The sequence below is a fragment of the Bacillus sp. JZ39 genome, assembly GCF_053903145.1.
In genome coordinates, this window is the sequence record NZ_CP096389.1 from 3,399,518 (window position 1) to 3,417,135 (window position 17,618).

The following is a 17,618-nucleotide window of genomic DNA, read 5'->3' on the forward strand; positions in this document are numbered from 1 at the left end:
GTCTACTTATGCTGCACGCAGGACCTTAATGCCCTGAATCACATTCCAAATAATAATGCCAATGACAACTAAGAAATAAATAACCGCTCCCCCGATGATTACAAATACAGGAAGCAAGCTGTCTCCATCAATCGCAACGGCTCCGCCAAGTAAAGCAATAAAAAGGAACAGCCAGCCGACAAACGGAACTATGTGAGAAATAAGAGAGCGTATCGCATGGCGTTTTGTTTCTTTCTCATTTACAACAAAATAAGCGACAATCGGCACAATGATTGGCGCAATAAACACACTGAAATAACAAAGTGATGCAATAATAGCTTGATTACGGTTCAATTCATTCCACACTCCTATTGTGAATTGTCCATGACAAAAGATCAGGGACGTTTTACTTATTTATACGTTTAAAATCTCTTCAGGTTTCAAATTCATTCTTTAGACATGCTCCGATTTACGGAAATTGGATTTTAAAAAGTTTTAGAAGTAGAATCTCCCGGCTATACCGATTACAATATGTAAAAAGCTTACGGCAACCAAGGAGGCTGGACAAGCAATGGAGAAAGATCCCAGTGACTATACAGTAACACAAGAATCAGTGTTAAAGCTGATTCATGAACAAAAAAGAATGAATCGTGAAATGATCGCCGAGCTTGAGCAGATTCACGGACCCTTCCCGATCTCTCATGATATCCAATATATAAAAGTGCTGCTCGACAGCAGCAACACGCATATTGTTCAAGATTTAATGAGTGTAAGTAAGCAGCTGTATAAGAAGACTTTGTAATTGCGGGAACATATCATTCATTATAACTGAAACAAAGCTAAAGGTTAGATGACAATATCTTGCCTTTTTTGTTTTGAAAAAACAAGTGATTCCCTGGCTGTCACAAAATGATTGTAACAAAAAAAGCCTGCCGGCACATCCAGTTAATGGACTCTGTCGGCAAGCTGTAACTATCAGAAAGAGATAGCCGTTCAAAATTAACGTAACAATTGAAGCACGTTTTGCGGCTGTTGGTTTGCTTGGGCAAGCATCGCTTGAGAAGCTTGAGAAAGAATGTTGTTCTTTGTGAAATCGCTCATTTCTTTCGCCATGTCAACGTCACGGATGCGAGACTCAGCAGCTGTTAAGTTTTCAGAAGAAGCACCAAGGTTGTTGATTGTGTGCTCTAGACGGTTTTGTACCGCACCAAGTTTAGCACGTTGGTTTGAAACACTTGTAATTGCACTATCGATTTTAACAATCTCAGTGTCAAAACTAAAATCATCTGCTGAAACATCGATACCTTTTACTCCTAAAGTTGTTGCATCCATGTTACCAATTGTAACATTAATATTTTGGCCAGCATTTGCACCAATTTGGAATGTAAATCCTGCTGTTTCACTACCGTCTAAAAGTTTTTTTCCGTTAAATTCAGTACGTTGAGAAATTCCATCGATCTCTTCAGTTAAAGCATCCATTTCATCTTTAATTGCAGTTAAATCTTCAGTTTGCTGTGTACCTGTGTTTCCTGCTTGAACAGTAAGTTCACGCATACGTTGAAGGATTGCATGGGTTTCAGTCAATGCACCCTCAGCTGTTTGGATAAGAGAAATTCCATCTTGAGAGTTTTTAGAAGCCATTTCAAGACCTCTGATTTGTCCTCTCATTTTTTCAGAAATCGCAAGACCCGCTGCGTCATCTCCCGCACGGTTGATGCGAAGACCAGAAGAAAGTTTCTCCATGTTTTTTGAGCTCGCACTGTTGTTTGAAGACAAACGGTTTAGTGTGTTAAGCGCTGCAATATTGTGGTTGATTCTCATGTGAAAAATACCTCCATGTGTATATGTTTTTGAAATCAAAGACTTCCTTTTCTTTGATTTCTGGCGTATCAGATTCCAATAAAGCTTCTAACCTATGTAAATTCAGTTATTGATTAAGGATGCCTTTAAGCCCCTTAATAGGGTTTGTCTGCTTAATTTGGAAATCATCATCCGCCTTTCAATTCATATATCGACAGCAATTTGTAAATGTTTAGGCGTTTTCCCAAAGAAATTTTACCCAAAGACGATTCTAAACCTATTATGCCGTAAAGAAAAAGCTTGCCTGCTAAGCCCAAGGATGGACTTGCTGACAAGCTGTCCCCTCTTAACAGAGGGTTTTAAGATGTAGCTGTTTCTTTCGCTTTCAAGAGCGATTTCATGCGTGTTTTGTCACGTTCGATAACAGGCTTCAAATAACGGCCTGTATATGATTCTTCCACTTCAGTGATTTCCTCAGGCGTTCCTGACGCGACAATGGTTCCGCCCCCGGCTCCGCCTTCCGGGCCCAAATCCACAATGTAATCGGCTGTCTTAATGATATCAAGGTTGTGCTCAATAACAAGTACAGTGTCTCCGTTGTCTACCAACCGTTGCAGCACGACAAGAAGCCTGGCGATATCGTCGACATGCAAACCTGTCGTTGGCTCATCTAAAATGTAGAGCGTGCGTCCGGTCGAGCGTTTGTGCAGCTCTGACGCGAGCTTCACGCGCTGCGCTTCTCCGCCTGACAAGGTCGTCGCCGGCTGGCCGAGCGTAATATAACCTAAACCAACATCATAAAGGGTTTGGAGCTTGCGTTTGATTTTCGGGATATTTTCAAAGAAAGAAAGAGCATCTTCAACCGTCATATCAAGCACATCAGAGATGCTTTTTCCTTTGTACGTCACTTCAAGCGTTTCACGGTTATAGCGTTTGCCGTGACACACCTCGCATGGAACGTATACGTCAGGAAGGAAGTGCATTTCAATTTTAATAATCCCGTCTCCGCGGCAGGCTTCACATCGTCCGCCCTTCACGTTGAAGCTGAAACGGCCTTTTTTATAGCCGCGGACCTTCGCTTCATTTGTCTGCGCGAATACATCACGAATGTCATCAAATACACCGGTGTATGTCGCAGGGTTGGATCTCGGCGTTCTTCCAATTGGCGCCTGGTCAATGTCAATGACTTTGTCTAAATGATCCAAACCTTTAATCTCTTTATGGCTGCCGGGCTTCGCTTTCGCTTTATGAAGCTTTTGCGCCAGCGCCTTATGCAAAATTTCATTAACGAGTGTACTCTTTCCTGAACCGGAAACACCTGTAACTGCTGTAAACGTCCCAAGCGGGAACTTGGCATTCACTTTTTTCAGGTTGTTTTCTGAAGCACCTTTAATTTCAATGTAACGTCCGTCCGGCTTTCTTCTTTCAGGAGGCAATGGGATAAACTTTTTCCCTGATAAATAGCTGCCCGTTAATGAGTTTGGATCTTCCATCACTTCTTCCGGCGTACCCGCAGATATCACCTGTCCGCCGTGAATGCCGGCTCCCGGTCCAATATCTATTAAATAATCTGCTGCCATCATCGTGTCCTCATCATGTTCGACAACAATCAGCGTGTTCCCGAGGTCTCTCATATTTTTCAGTGCGCTGATCAAGCGGTCGTTATCACGCTGATGCAGACCGATAGACGGCTCATCTAAAATATAAAGCACACCGGATAAACGCGAGCCAATTTGAGTCGCCAGCCTGATGCGCTGCGCCTCTCCTCCGGACAATGTACCCGCTGCCCTGCTCAATGTCAGGTAATCGAGACCGACTTTGTCCAGAAAGCTTAAGCGCTCCACAATTTCGCGCAAAATCAAATTGGCGATCTGCATATCCTTCTCAGAAAGGGTAAGGTCTTTAAAGAAGGCAAGTGCGTCGGCGACAGACAGCTCGGTAATTTTTCCAATGTGGCGGCCGTCAATCAGTACGGCAAGCGCCTCTTTCTTTAACCGATAGCCTTTGCACGTCGGACAAGACTTCTGAGACATATACTGCTCCATTTGCTCACGTATGAAATCGGAGCCTGTCTCCTTATAGCGTCTTTCAATGTTGCGCAATACGCCTTCAAATTGAATTTCACCTTCGCGGATTTGTCCAAAATCATTTTCATATCGGAAATAAATCAGGTCATCTCCGCTGCCGTACAGCACTTTATCCAGTTGATGCTTCGGCAAATCTTTGACCGGCACATCCATATCAATCCCGTAGTGGGTGCAGACTGCCTCAAGCAGCTGAGGATAATATTGTGAGCTGATCGGTGTCCAAGGGGCGACCGCATTCTCCTTCAATGACAAATCTTGATTGGGGATGACAAGATCGGCATCCACTTCAAGCTTCATTCCGAGACCGTCACACGTCGGACACGCCCCGAACGGACTGTTAAACGAAAACAGACGCGGCTCAAGCTCACCAATTGAAAATCCGCAGTGCGGACAGGCATGATGCTCGCTGAACATCAGCTCTTCCTCACCGATGACATCGATCATAACCCGTCCTTCACCTAAACGGAGCGCCGTTTCCAATGAATCAGACAGCCGGGCTGCCACGCCTTCTTTCACGACAATCCGGTCAATGACTACCTCAATGGAATGCTTCTTGTTCTTTTCTAATTCGATATCGTCGGAAAGCTCAGCCATCTCGCCGTCAATTCTGACTCTGACATAGCCTTGTTTTCTAATCTGTTCAAGCACTTTGACATGAGCGCCTTTTCGGCCCGAGACAATCGGCGCCAGCACCTGAAGCTTCGTCCGTTCCGGGTATTCCAGAATTCTGTCCACCATTTGCTCGATGGTCTGGGATGTAATCTCAATTCCGTGCTCCGGACAATGAGGCTTCCCTACTCTCGCATATAAAAGACGCAGATAATCATAAATCTCAGTTACCGTACCGACAGTAGACCTCGGATTACGGCTTGTTGTTTTCTGATCAATGCTGATGGCGGGAGAGAGCCCCTCAATTGCATCCACATCAGGCTTATCCATTTGCCCTAAAAACTGGCGGGCATAAGCAGACAGCGACTCGACATACCGTCTCTGTCCTTCAGCATATATCGTGTCAAAGGCAAGGGAGGATTTACCTGATCCGGACAAACCCGTGACAACGACAAGCTGATCTCTCGGAATCGTTACATCTATATTTTTCAGGTTATGCGCCCTGGCTCCCTTCACCTCTATCCGATCCATAGCCATTTGTTCATCATCCTTCCGCTTTTAGCTCTAAAAGTAAATCGCGAAGCTCCGCGGCTCTCTCAAAGTCAAGCGCCTTGGCGGCTTCCTTCATTTCATGCTCCATCTGTTCAACGACTTTCTGGCGTTCTTTCTTCGTCATTTTCGACAGCTTCGGCGCGGCTTTTGTTTTGTATTCCGCTTTATCCTCAGCTGCTACTGTGGCACGAATGACATCGCGAATTTCTTTATTTATCGTTTTCGGCGTAATGCCCTGCTCTTCATTAAACCGCTCCTGCTGCTCGCGGCGGCGTTTTGTTTCATTAATCGCAATTTCCATAGACTTCGTTATTTTATCGGCGTACATAATGACGCGGCCTTCCGCATTTCTCGCTGCCCGTCCGATGGTCTGGATCAGCGACCGCTCCGAACGAAGGAAACCTTCCTTATCCGCATCCAAAATCGCAACAAGGGATACTTCGGGAATGTCCAAACCTTCCCTCAGCAGGTTGATGCCGACAAGCACATCGTACTTGCCAAGGCGCAGGTCGCGGATAATTTCAATCCGTTCAAGCGTCTTGATTTCAGAATGCAGATAGTTTACTTTAATGCCGATTTCCTTTAAATAATCGGTCAGATCCTCTGACATCTTCTTTGTCAAAGTTGTCACAAGCACCCGTTCATTCCGCTCTATTCTAGCTTGAATTTCGCCGATCAAGTCGTCAATCTGACCTTCGATTGGACGGACGTCAATAAGCGGGTCAAGAAGCCCCGTCGGACGAATGATCTGTTCGACCATTTCATCTGTATGTTCAATCTCGTACGGCCCTGGTGTTGCGGATACATACACGATATTGTGCATATGCTTTTCAAATTCCTCAAAACGAAGCGGACGGTTATCAAGCGCTGATGGAAGCCGGAAGCCGTGATCCACGAGCACCTGTTTCCGCGCCTGGTCTCCGTTAAACATGCCGCGCACCTGGGGAATTGTCACATGCGACTCATCCACCACGATCATAAAATCGTCTGGGAAATAATCAAGAAGCGTATACGGCGTTGAACCTGGAGGCCGCAGAGTCAAATGTCTTGAATAGTTCTCGATGCCGGAGCAGAAACCCATTTCACGCATCATTTCAAGATCATATCTTGTCCGCTGCTCTAAACGCTGCGCTTCAAGGAGCTTTCCGTTTTCATGCATGACCTTTAGCTGCTCCTCAAGCTCCTTCTCGATATTTTGAATCGCCTTCTCCATTTTCTCGGCCCGCGTTACGAAGTGGGAAGCCGGGAAAATCGCAACATGATCTCGGTCGCCGAGAATTTCTCCTGTCAGCGCACCCACTTCCCGAATCCGTTCGATTTCGTCACCGAAAAATTCAACTCTGATACAATGCTCATCACGGGATGCCGGAAAGATTTCCACTACATCCCCGCGCACACGAAATGTACCGCGCTGAAAGTCGATATCGTTGCGGGCATATTGGATGTCTACAAGTTTTCTGAGCAGCTCATTGCGCTCAATTTCCATTTCAGTCCGCAGTGACACGACCATTTCCCGGTATTCCTCAGGCGAACCGAGGCCGTATATACAAGACACACTCGCAATAATAATGACATCTCTGCGCTCAAACAAAGCTGATGTGGCGGAGTGTCTCAGTTTATCAATTTCATCATTAATACTAGCGTCTTTCTCTATAAATGTATCCGTTTGAGGCACATACGCCTCCGGCTGATAATAATCATAGTAGCTGACAAAATACTCGACAGCATTGTTCGGAAAAAATTCCTTGAACTCACTGTAAAGCTGTCCAGCAAGGGTTTTGTTATGGGCAATCACGAGAGTCGGCTTATTGACTTCTTTAATCAAATTAGACACCGTAAATGTTTTCCCAGTTCCTGTCGCACCCAGCAGAGTCTGATGCTTCTTGCCCTCCTGAATTCCTTTCACAAGCTTTTCAATGGCTTTCGGCTGATCTCCCTGGGGCTGATATTTCGAGACTAACTCAAAGCGATCTTTCACAAAAATAAGCCTCCGTTTCTTTAACGAAATCTTCCTATAGATATAGTAACACAATGGAAAGCAAAATCACTAAAAATACGAACTAAAGTTCGGTGGTTTTTTATTTCCAGCTGTTTTTGTGTATAAAAAACCTGCTTTTAAATCGTAAAAGCAGGTATTCAGTCTTTATATTCATTATGTCCGATTTATTCTTCTTTTTTCTCTGCAGCTTTTTTGGCCATGTACAGTCCGCCAGCCACAAGAGACACAACATCTAATCCTACAATAAAATACGTTTCTGTATAGCCTTTTAAATAAGAGGCAAACAGCAATGCAGCTGTTAAAGCGATCGCCACATAATGATTAAAGGTGACTCTAGTAAATAGAACAACAAGCATAAAAGGGAAAAACAATGCAAAAACGGCTTTTGTAATCAACAAAAACCCTCCTCAGGGATTCTTCATCTGATCTGATTATAGTAAAAAATGAAGAATCGGACAATCGTGCATTCGCTCCCTCTCCTACACCATACCCCTTTTCAGCCAAAATCAATCACCATATTTGCATTTTGGTGCCGGTCAAAACTTATTCCATGGTGCCGCTGTTCTAATCAGCGGCACTTTTTTTATTACATCATCAAGTCCGCCGCCAGATTCCGAGAATAAAAGAAAATAGGCATACAGTACCAGTACGGCCGCATTTTTCAGGATAATATAACCAACTTAACTATTCATTTTATTTAGGACTTTCTGCGTTTGACAGCATTTTCCTGAAAACCTACAATTGAATGATAGTGTTTACTATCATTTTTTAAACACAGGCTCCGCAATAAAAAGACTAGAGAGAAAAACAAAAAATGAAGAAAAGAGGGGTTTCAAATATGTATTCTGTTTTATTTCGCCAGGCAGAAGAGTCCAGCCAGCTGGCTGGAGCAAAAGGAATGAATTTGATTAAATTGACCAAACACGGTCTTCCTGTTCCGGACGGGTTTATTATTCAAACGAATGCGCTCGCACGTTTTATGGAGGACAACCAGCTTCAAGAGACTAGTGAAAACGTCGAAAGCGGGATCATTTCTGGAACATTTTCGGATGAGCTGAAAGATGAGCTGACTAGTTCCTTTTATAAGCTTAGAGAATCATATCGATCCGTAGCCGTGCGTTCTTCGTCTGCTTCGGAAGATTTAGAAGGCGCCTCATTCGCGGGTCAATATGAAACCTACTTAAATATCAAAACAGAGGAAGAGTTTCTGGCTAAAGTGAAAGAATGCTGGGCCTCATTTTTTTCTGGGCGGGTCAGCAGCTATAAGAAAAAAATGAACAATCAAATCGCAGAGCCGTTAATGGGAATAGTCGTTCAGGGGCTGATCGATTCAGAAATGTCAGGTGTTATCTTCAGCCGCAACCCTGTTACCCATGATGATAGAGAGCTTTTAATCAGCGCCAGCTACGGGTTGGGTGAAGCTGTTGTTTCAGGAAGTGTTACCCCAGACACGTTCATTGTTAATAAATCTTCGTTTGAGATTCAGAAAGAAATAGGTGCAAAGGAAATCTACATGGAGTCTGCGGCAGAAGGAATTGCTGAAAAAGAAACGAGTGAAGACATGCGCAGCCGTTTTTGCCTTACAGATGAACAAGTGATTGAATTGGCTGAAATCACAAAAAAAACCGAAGACCTGTACGGATATCCTGTCGATATAGAATTTGGAATTGCTGATCATCAAATATACCTTCTGCAAGCTCGCCCGATTACAACCATTGATCAGGACAAAAAGGCGGCAGAAGAAAAACGCAGCTTCATGATTACCGACACTGATATGAATGATTTCTGGCTTAACATGGAGTCTAATATTGAAGGTCCGGTGAGTCCGTTATTTTCATCCTTCATCGTGCCGGCATTGGAATATGGCTTGAAGAAGAGCATGCAAAAGTTTCCGATTGGTGTAGTTGTTGATGAAGTAAAACTTTATCGCGGACATATTTATTCCAAAAACCAAGGTGGACAGCAGCCTCCTTCTGAAGACTGCGGCAAAGAGCTTTTCCCGATTTTATCGGAGCATATGTATGACATCATCAATCACACATACCTCCCTTTTTACCGGACACTGGACCAGCTCGCACAAACTGAGCATACCGCAGAAAGCGCACTGGATGCTTTTCAAAAACTAAAGGCCTTTTATCTCACGGCTTATGAAGAGCACTTCAATATCGTTTTCCCGCAAATCCTTTTAACAAACAAACTGCAAGCGATGTATCAGGACATTCAAGGAGAGTCCGAAAACGCTCATTTTTATGAGATGCTGACAGGAAAAATGAACAAATCACTGGAAACGGACCGTTGCTTATGGCTATTTTCTATGGAAGTTCAGGAGAACCCGAACCTTCTGACCATTTTTGAAAACAACAAGCCTGAACAGCTCCAGGAGAAATTAGAACAAACAGATGAGGGGAGACACTTCCTGAAGAACGTCCATGAATTCTTGCAAGAATACGGATGGAGATCTGTTAAAAGTCATGATCTGATTGAACAAATCTGGGTGGAAAATCCGTATTTCGCTCTGGCCAATATTCAAAATTATGTCCGTAATGGCTATCATTTTGACAATGAATTTCAGAAAACGAAAGAAAAACGAGAGAAATTATACAATGAATTCTTGGAAAACATAGAAGATCCCGGTTTGCGCACCGAATTTGACCGCTATTATCAATGGACACTAAACTCTGCAAATATAAAAGATGATCACCACTTTTATATTGACGCCATGCTGGATGCCAAGGCGAGAATCTTTCTGCTGAAGATAGGTGAATTGCTGGCGGAAAACGGTGTCATTCAAGATCGTGAGGACCTTTGGTTTTTATATGACGACGAAGTGGAACAAGCGCTTCTTCACCCTGTATCCCTGCAAGAAAAGGCTGAAAAACGCAGACAGATTTTTCATGAGTATGAGCTGGCCCAAGCCCCTGCCTACCTCGGCACCCCGACAAAAGAACAGCTCAAAGCAGCTGAAGAAATTGTCGGCGCTGTGATAGAGGATGAAAAAAACACAGAGAATCATATTTTTGGCATTGCGGCATCAAGCGGCATTGCGACAGGTCCGGTGAAAATCATTCGGGACGCCAATGAATTTTCTCAATTCGCGCCTGGGGACGTACTCGTTTGCAAGATGACCACACCGCTATGGACCAGCCTGTTTCAAGACGCCAAAGCGATTATTACAGACACAGGCGGCATTTTGTCTCACGCTGCGATTATTGCCCGTGAATACGGCATTCCAGCCGTTCTCGGCACACGCACGGCAACCGAAAGACTGCGAGACGGTGACATCATCACTGTTGACGGAAGCAGCGGCAAAATCACAGTTGTCAGCCGGTCCTGATGCGTCCCCCTCTTTCTTATACAAGCGGGGCGGGTGTATACTTGTCCTGCCAGTATACTCGTGAGGTGAAACGTATTGAGACCGACAAACAAGAGAATCCTTGACGCTGCCATGCAGCTGCTCGTCAAAAAAGGATATCGCGCAACAACTACAAAAGAAATTGCAGAAAAAGCAAATGTAAGTGAAGCGACGATTTTCAGGAACTTTAAAAACAAACAAGGACTAGTTGAGGCTTTGCTTTCTCAGCATTCTTCAAACAGAGGCAGCATTTTGGAACAAACAGAAGGGGATTTGTACAAAGACCTGCTTCATATCGGAACCTGTCTCTTGGAGGAGCTCGAACATAGAAAAGATATCATTAAAATCAGCTTTCGTGAACCGGCCATGTTTCAGGATGTCATTAACCACGTCACTGAATATCCCCAATCTATGAAACAGCTATTGGTTGATTATCTCAAAACAATGGGTGAGAAAGGGGTTATTCAGACTGGAAATGAAGCGGAGCATGCCGACGTGTTCATGTCGATTATCTTCGGTTATTTCATTCACCGTCTCCACTTAGGAGACCGGGTCATATCAATGCCCCAGGAAAAAATGCTGGAGCACAGCACAGCTCTATTTGTCAAAGGAATTTCTGCTGATTAACTCCTTGGCATAATAAAAAGGAGGATCCCAATGAGCTCAAGAAAAGAATGGGCGCTGATCGTCTCGCTATTATTGGGGGCCATTCTGGCTCCCATTAATTCAACGATGATCGCGGTCGCGCTCTCATCTATTTCCCATACGTATAACGAGTCCATCGCAAGCATCACTTGGGTGGTTACCGTTTATTTAATCGTGATGGCAGTCACACAGCCGATTGCAGGAAAGCTGGGTGACATGTACGGCAATAAAACAATGTACTTATGGGGAGTCGGCCTTTTTCTAATCGCATCTCTAGGCTGCGCCCTTTCACCGAGTCTGCTCCTGTTAATTGTTTTTCGGGCATTGCAGGCTGTCGGCGGGGCATTGCTTACGCCAAACAGCATTGCCATTATCCGGCATGTTGTTTCTGAAAAACGCCTACCGAAAGTGTTTGGATTTTTCGGACTGGGCGCGGGACTTGGTGCAGCACTCGGGCCTTTTATCGGCTCTATACTGATTGACAGCTTCAGCTGGCATTCGATTTTTTGGGTCAACATCCCGTTCCTCGCTATTGCTTTATTTACGGCATTAACGATGTTTCCTCAATATAAAGAAAATAAATCTGACGCGCCGCTGGATATCATCGGCTCTCTCTTGCTTGCAGGCAGCATCGTTTCCATTATCCTGCTGACGAAAAATGAGGCTCCATGGGGATATGCGGTATACAGTGTATTGATACTTCTTTTTGTTCCGCTTTTTTTCAGAAGAGAAAAACGTACCAAGCACCCTATCATTGACTTTGCACTGTTTAAAAGCTCAACCTTTACAAATGCGAATCTATCAGTCTTGTTAAGCAATTTGATGATGTATGCCGTCTTATTGATTATGCCGTTATTTATGACGAACCAATTTGGGCTTAATACGTCTAACAGCGGGATGGCGCTTTCTGTATTTTCGATCTTCATGTCAGCCAGCAACTGGGTGGGCGCGCAGCTCCATCACAAATGGGGAGCCAAAAAAATCATTTTTCTTTCATTTGCCATGATGGCTGGTGCGAATCTATTATTTTTGCTGTTAAGCAGCTCGCATTCTGTCTTGTTCCTCATGCTCTCTCTTATCCTTGGCGGGCTCGCTTCCGGAGTCGGTCTGACCAGCATGCAGGTTTCATCCCTTGCCACAGTAGACCCCGGTATGTCAGGAGTGGCATCTGGGATTTTCTCGACCTTCCGTTATTTCGGAAGCATCATTTCATCAGCCTTAATTGGCCTGATTTCGGGATATCACACCCTATTTATGATTCTCTTTGCTGTATCCATCATCGGCGTTTTTGTTTCATTGGGCATCAAATCTGATGAAACGGCACGGATAGAAAAAAACTCAGCGTAACACAAAACAGCCCGGCATCGCATCTTCCTGCGGTGCCGGGCTGCCTTTTATGATCCAGAAGCGGCTGCTTCGTCTTCACGGTCATCCTTTACGAAGAGGATGCCCAATTCATGATGTTCTCCTTCATAAGAAGCTCGCTGGTCAAAACGAATTTCTCCATTCAAACCGATAATTTCAAGCTTTACATATGCACGGTTATGCTGAAGCGCTTCATAGAAATCAGAAACGTTCTTAACTGGTATGCCATTGACTTTCGTTATGATTTCCCCAATTTTCAATTCCAGATCCTCAGCCGGCGTATTGGGGATAATCCCAAGCACCATTAAGCCCTGATCCCTTTTCGAGAAATAAAACGGAGCCGCGTTATCATTCACTCTTTGCTTTATGGACAGAAAAATACGCCCTAACAAAGCAGTACAGACCGCTGCACCCGCAAGCGGCGTCCACAGTAAGCTCGCTGCCCCGAGAACTGCGACGGCAAGACCGAGAATACAAACGCGTTTCGCTGTGATCCTTATACTCGTTTCAGGCAGCGATCCCTGTACCCTTTGTCCAAATCCGACAAAGTAAGGAATCCATAGAAAATGGAATGAGCCGCCGGGAACAGTAAACACGGGCCACCAGCTAAGGTGCGATTCTAAACCATTACCGGGCACGAGAAGGAACAGCGGCAAAAGCCAAACCCGGTTTGCCAGCTGCTGTCCGATCGGCAAACCGCGGCTGCTTACGACAAGTGCCGGTGATGTTCTCACATGCGCAGAACGATAAGCAACCGCTCCTTCAGTGATAATCAGCAAACCTAGAAACACAGCCACAGCCGGCCAAACAACTGCAAATCCTTGCGGAAATCTCTCCAGAAAGGGCTCCGCCTGATATATTTGCAGTCCAAAACCTATCAGCATACTTACACTGACGATATATGCAGCAGACATCCAGTTTGCGCGAAGAGTGAACGCTGCCGCTGCAGTGATAACGGCAATAATCGCAAGTAAACCGAGAGGAATCGATATTCCGAGTCCACCTAAAATAACTGACAAAAGAAGACCTGGAATCAGTCCCTTTGTATATGTAAATTTCAGATCATCATAAATATCTGCTATTCTTGTATGAAAGGTTTTTCGTTCCCGTTTGATTCTTACATAGCCGAAAGCCAGGGTTATGATGATAAAAAACCAGAAAAGCGGGTGTAAGAAGAACAAGCCCGCGCTTTTTAACAGTTCAATTCCCCATTGAACAGACACTATCTCTCACCGCCTCAAGCCAAACATGTTACTCATATTCTATCAAATATTAAATGGCTTGGATATCCTCAGGAGAGTTTATCTCTCTTGCGTCATCCACAGCGTGACATTCGATAGTGAAAAATCCTTTAAATAGTGGTTTACATCCACATCCAATAACCCGCTGATTAGATGCATCGACCTTTTTATATCTGTCAGATTAATTCCTAATCGCTTATGATTTTTCATTAAGTAGTTAAAATAATGTTTGGCGCATTCCTCATTAATGTCATTTACTGATTCGACATTGGTGTAATTGACCAAATATCTGCTGAACAGCATAAGAAGACTTAGTGCTTTTGTAGCTGAAAATGTTACGTCTTGTGTTCTGTCTTTTAATTGTTCCACTAATTCATAATATTTTTTTTCACGCACAATACTTGCCCTCTTCAATTGTGAACCCCCATTTTCTTTATACAGATAAGCACGGGCCAGTATAAGCAGCAGTACTGGAGTGCTAACAAGCATTCTCGCTAACGTTACTCTTTAAATACCTGTCGTTCAGCTGCCATTAACCTGATTACTGTTCTTTTTAGAACCTTCTTATATTGTATGAAGTAAACAAAGACTAGGCAACTTGCAAAAGTTTCATTTTAAATGCATATTAACTCGTTAGAAAGTCTCTCTCATATATTGATATCGGGTAATAACAGTCCTTTATAAATGTTTATTTGTGAAAATTTTTTTAATTTCTTGTCAAAAACTCATTTTTTATGTGACTTATGATCCATAATCTCTTTAAGCACAAAGAAACAGGAGATGGAATACCATCTCCTTTAATTGACAAATAATGATTTCAATGCTGTTTGAAGCTGCAAATCATTTTTTTCATCTGATTTTTTCTTTTCTATCTGCCGGTTTAATGTCTCTGCAGTGCGAGTGTCGATCACACCGGTTTTATTCAGCTTGTTTTGATCCTGAAAAGCCATAACCGCTTTTTTCATGTCTTTGCTGAAATAGCCATCCTCACGTCCCGGATCAAAGCTGAGCCCTTTTAACAATACCTGCGCATGCTTGACGTCTTCATTGTTCATGTCCACTTTAAGCGGCTCTTTCAGCTGTAAAGGCCCGGCGGAAAAATAATCGGGCTGCTTAATCGCAATGGTCGGTTCAATTCCTTTCTTATGAATCCAGTTTCCATTTGGCGTCAGCCACTTGTAAAGCGTTAATTTGATGTTGCTGCCGTCCCCCATTGGCACAGCCTGTTGAACCGTTCCCTTTCCAAAAGACGTATCGCCTACAACATCATAATGGCCAGCTTCCTTTAATGCGCCGGCAAGAATTTCTGATGCAGAGGCACTTCCTTTATCCGTAATCACATTGACAGGGTACGCTTTTTTATGGGTCAATGTTGAAAAATAACGTTTTTTATCCCCATTGCGTTCAGCAATCTGAATATACGGCTGATTCTTTGTAACGAAATGCTTAAGAATTTCTTCCACACTTTGAAGATATCCGCCCGGGTTGCCGCGTACATCAATGACAAGTCCTTCTATTTCTTTTTTCTCAAGCTCCCTCAGCGCTTTTGCAAAATCCTCTGCGGTGTGCTCAGAAAAAGTAGAGATGGCAATATATCCGACAGAATGCCCCTGTACTTTTTTCTCTGATGCAAAAACCGTTTCGAGTGGAATCTCAGCTCTCTTGATCCGGAATGACAGCTGCTTCTTCGTTCCAGGCCGCTGAATCTTCATTGAAACGCTGGACCCTTTTTTTCCTCTTATTTTTAACACAGCGTGGTTTAAATCCTTGCCGGCCATCGATTCTCCATTGATGCTGATAATTTCATCATTAGGCTTCAACCCGGCTTTTTCCGCTGGCGATTTCTTGAATGGGGAAACAATAATAATTTTGCCGTCTTCCATGCCAACCTCAGCCCCGATGCCTTCAAATGAGGAATCAAGAGAATCAGAAAATTGCTTAGCTGTCTGCTTATCCATGTAAACAGAATAAGGATCATTTAGCGTAGACAGCATTCCCTGGATGGCTCCCTCGAGCAGCTTTTCTCTATCTACTTTTTCTACGTACTCATTCGAAATTAACTCATACGCTTTTTCGATTTTGTCCATAGCTTTATCCCGTTCAGAGTCAGCTTGTGCCGTCGCGGGAACTGCTGCAGTCTGGGGCTTATCCATCTCAAGCAGGTTGATTCCCGCATATACACCGGCGCCTCCGAACAGCATGCTCCCTGCTGCTATCACAGCCATTATTTTTTGATTCATCCTTTACTCCTCCTGTATGCCAGACTGTCTTTACCAAAACCTAGAGATAGTATATGTAAAGGATGGAGATTTCATGTAATCATAGAAGAAAAAGAAGGCAAATGAAAAGCCGTCCCGAAAGCGGAACGGCTTTTTCACTTTATACTCGCAAAAACTTGCGGATGGAAGTCAGACTTCCCCATACTCCAATTACTGCGCCGATTGCAATCAGCACTAGCGAAACTTGGAATACAAATGGATTATAAGGAAGAAGAGAGACAAATGATCCTTGAACCTTTGGAACGACCCATCCGATGACGTATTGGTAAGTGCTCAGCACCAGTGCAATCGGAATCACAGAACCGAATACGCCTAGCAGCAATCCTTCAAGGAAAAACGGCCAGCGGATAAACCAGTTTGTCGCGCCGACAAGCTTCATGATTTCAATTTCTTTTCTTCTTGCGAAAATTGTAATTTTAATGGTGTTGGAAATTAAGAACATCGCCGTAAATACCAGGCCGATAATTAACGCGATTCCAATGTTGCGGGAAACGCCGACCACTTTAAACAAACGGCTGACCTCTTCTTTTCCATAAGTGACTTTATAAACATGATCCATTTTTTCGATCTTTTTCGCCACGTTCGGCGTATCATGCGGATCTGTCGTTTTGACGACAAACGCATCATTAAGCGGGTTTTCCTGATCCTTCATTGTCAGAGATTTTCCGCTGTCACCAAAACTGTCAACCAGCTGGTCAAGCTCTTTTTCTTTAGATGAAAAAGTAACACTCTGAATGCCCTTCAGTTCCTTAATATCGTTCTGAAGCTTGTCCTGTGCCTTCTGATCTGCAGTCAGATCAATCAGCACTTTGATTTCAACTTGTTTTTCAGCATTCGTGGCCATGTTATTCAAATTCAGCATAATCACTAAAAACACGCCGACTAAAATCAGCGTAACGGTTACAGCACTAATGGATGCAAATGTCATCCATGTGTTTCTACCGAGAGATTTAAAACTCTCACGCAAGTGGCGCCCGAGAATTTTAATCATATGAACCATACTCCCCTCTTGACTCATCACGCACAATGATACCATCTTCGATTGCAATGACACGTTTCTTCATGGTGTTTACGATTTCTTTATTATGTGTCGCCATCACGACTGTTGTCCCGCGGTTGTTAATTTCCTCCAGCGTCTTCATGACTTCCCAAGACGTATCCGGATCAAGGTTTCCTGTCGGTTCATCAGCAATGACAACATCAGGATTGTTCACAATTGATCTTGCAATAGATACACGCTGCTGCTCCCCGCCTGAAAGCTGGTCAGGAAATTGTCGCGCTTTATGCTTCAACTGCACGAGATCAAGCACTTCAAGCACCCGTTTCTTAATGACAGACGGCTGTTCTCCAATCACTTCAAGGGCAAATGCCACATTTTCAAAAACAGTAAGTTTCGGAAGAAGCTTGAAATCCTGAAAGACAACGCCTATTTTGCGGCGCACGAAAGGAATCTCTTTTTCTTTAATTGTCGCGAGATCTTTATGATTGATTAAAATTTGTCCTTTTGTCGGTTTTTCTTCTCTGTAAATCATTTTAATAAAAGTAGATTTACCCGCTCCGCTCGGACCAACAACATACACAAACTCGCCGGGATGAATGGTAACAGAAATCCCATTGAGCGCTTTTACGCCGTTCGGATAGGCTTTATATACTTCCTTCATCTCTATCATGAAATCACCTAATCTTTTATATCATTTTATCTATCACACG

General features: G+C 43.8%; 14 protein-coding genes. 4 read left to right on the plus strand and 10 right to left on the minus strand.

From position 1 onward, the window contains the following. Positions 1-6: 6 nt before the first annotated feature. The gene (gene yvlA / locus M1D65_RS17450) at positions 7-333 is read right to left on the minus strand and encodes a protein YvlA (protein WP_003244375.1); all 327 of its coding nucleotides are present in this window, start codon (positions 331-333) and stop codon (positions 7-9) included. Between the two features lie 217 nt (positions 334-550). Between yvlA and M1D65_RS17455 the strand changes: the two genes are divergently transcribed. Continuing rightward, positions 551-781, plus strand: coding sequence for a hypothetical protein (locus M1D65_RS17455; RefSeq protein ID WP_003235419.1), 231 nt, complete (start codon positions 551-553; stop codon positions 779-781). A gap of 197 nt (positions 782-978) precedes the next feature. Here the strand turns inward: M1D65_RS17455 and hag are convergent, their stop codons facing one another. From hag to M1D65_RS17475, 4 genes are all read right to left on the minus strand, one after another. After that, positions 979-1,800, minus strand: a complete 822-nt coding sequence (hag, locus tag M1D65_RS17460; protein WP_029318328.1) for a flagellin Hag — start codon at positions 1,798-1,800, stop codon at positions 979-981. 338 nt (positions 1,801-2,138) lie between these two features. After that, positions 2,139-5,012, minus strand: a complete 2,874-nt coding sequence (gene uvrA / locus M1D65_RS17465) for an excinuclease ABC subunit UvrA (protein WP_003228057.1) — start codon at positions 5,010-5,012, stop codon at positions 2,139-2,141. 7 nt (positions 5,013-5,019) lie between these two features. Further along, on the minus strand, positions 5,020-7,005 hold the full coding sequence (uvrB, locus tag M1D65_RS17470; RefSeq protein ID WP_456270657.1) for an excinuclease ABC subunit UvrB: 1,986 nt from the start codon (positions 7,003-7,005) through the stop codon (positions 5,020-5,022). Between the two features lie 185 nt (positions 7,006-7,190). Further along, the gene (locus M1D65_RS17475; protein WP_003228053.1) at positions 7,191-7,421 is read right to left on the minus strand and encodes a CsbA family protein; all 231 of its coding nucleotides are present in this window, start codon (positions 7,419-7,421) and stop codon (positions 7,191-7,193) included. Positions 7,422-7,864: 443 nt separating this feature from the next. Here M1D65_RS17475 and M1D65_RS17480 point away from each other — a divergent pair, with 443 nt between their 5' ends. The 3 genes from M1D65_RS17480 to M1D65_RS17490 all read left to right on the plus strand — a co-directional run bounded on the left by M1D65_RS17480 (position 7,865) and on the right by M1D65_RS17490 (position 12,370). After that, a complete protein-coding gene (locus tag M1D65_RS17480) occupies positions 7,865-10,360 on the plus strand; it encodes a PEP/pyruvate-binding domain-containing protein (protein WP_014481032.1) in 2,496 nt (831 codons plus the stop codon). Positions 10,361-10,435: 75 nt separating this feature from the next. Further along, a complete protein-coding gene (locus M1D65_RS17485) occupies positions 10,436-11,005 on the plus strand; it encodes a TetR/AcrR family transcriptional regulator (RefSeq protein ID WP_003244088.1) in 570 nt (189 codons plus the stop codon). Positions 11,006-11,035: 30 nt separating this feature from the next. Next, a complete protein-coding gene (locus M1D65_RS17490; RefSeq protein ID WP_134991776.1) occupies positions 11,036-12,370 on the plus strand; it encodes an MFS transporter in 1,335 nt (444 codons plus the stop codon). A gap of 47 nt (positions 12,371-12,417) precedes the next feature. On the opposite strand, the gene minJ is transcribed toward M1D65_RS17490, so the two are convergent. From minJ to ftsE, 5 genes are all read right to left on the minus strand, one after another. Beyond that, a complete protein-coding gene (gene minJ, locus M1D65_RS17495; protein WP_003228042.1) occupies positions 12,418-13,611 on the minus strand; it encodes a cell division topological determinant MinJ in 1,194 nt (397 codons plus the stop codon). 78 nt (positions 13,612-13,689) lie between these two features. After that, positions 13,690-14,043: a swarming motility protein SwrAA gene (gene swrA / locus M1D65_RS17500; RefSeq protein ID WP_015251121.1), complete on the minus strand. Its 354-nt coding sequence runs from the start codon at positions 14,041-14,043 to the stop codon at positions 13,690-13,692. 383 nt (positions 14,044-14,426) lie between these two features. Beyond that, positions 14,427-15,869: a carboxy-terminal processing protease CtpB gene (ctpB, locus tag M1D65_RS17505; RefSeq protein ID WP_153257056.1), complete on the minus strand. Its 1,443-nt coding sequence runs from the start codon at positions 15,867-15,869 to the stop codon at positions 14,427-14,429. Between the two features lie 139 nt (positions 15,870-16,008). Continuing rightward, on the minus strand, positions 16,009-16,899 hold the full coding sequence (gene ftsX, locus M1D65_RS17510; protein ID WP_009968247.1) for a permease-like cell division protein FtsX: 891 nt from the start codon (positions 16,897-16,899) through the stop codon (positions 16,009-16,011). Beyond that, positions 16,892-17,578, minus strand: coding sequence for a cell division ATP-binding protein FtsE (gene ftsE / locus M1D65_RS17515; protein ID WP_003228039.1), 687 nt, complete (start codon positions 17,576-17,578; stop codon positions 16,892-16,894). The genes ftsX and ftsE overlap by 8 nt, the downstream gene beginning before the upstream one ends. Positions 17,579-17,618 lie beyond the last annotated feature (40 nt).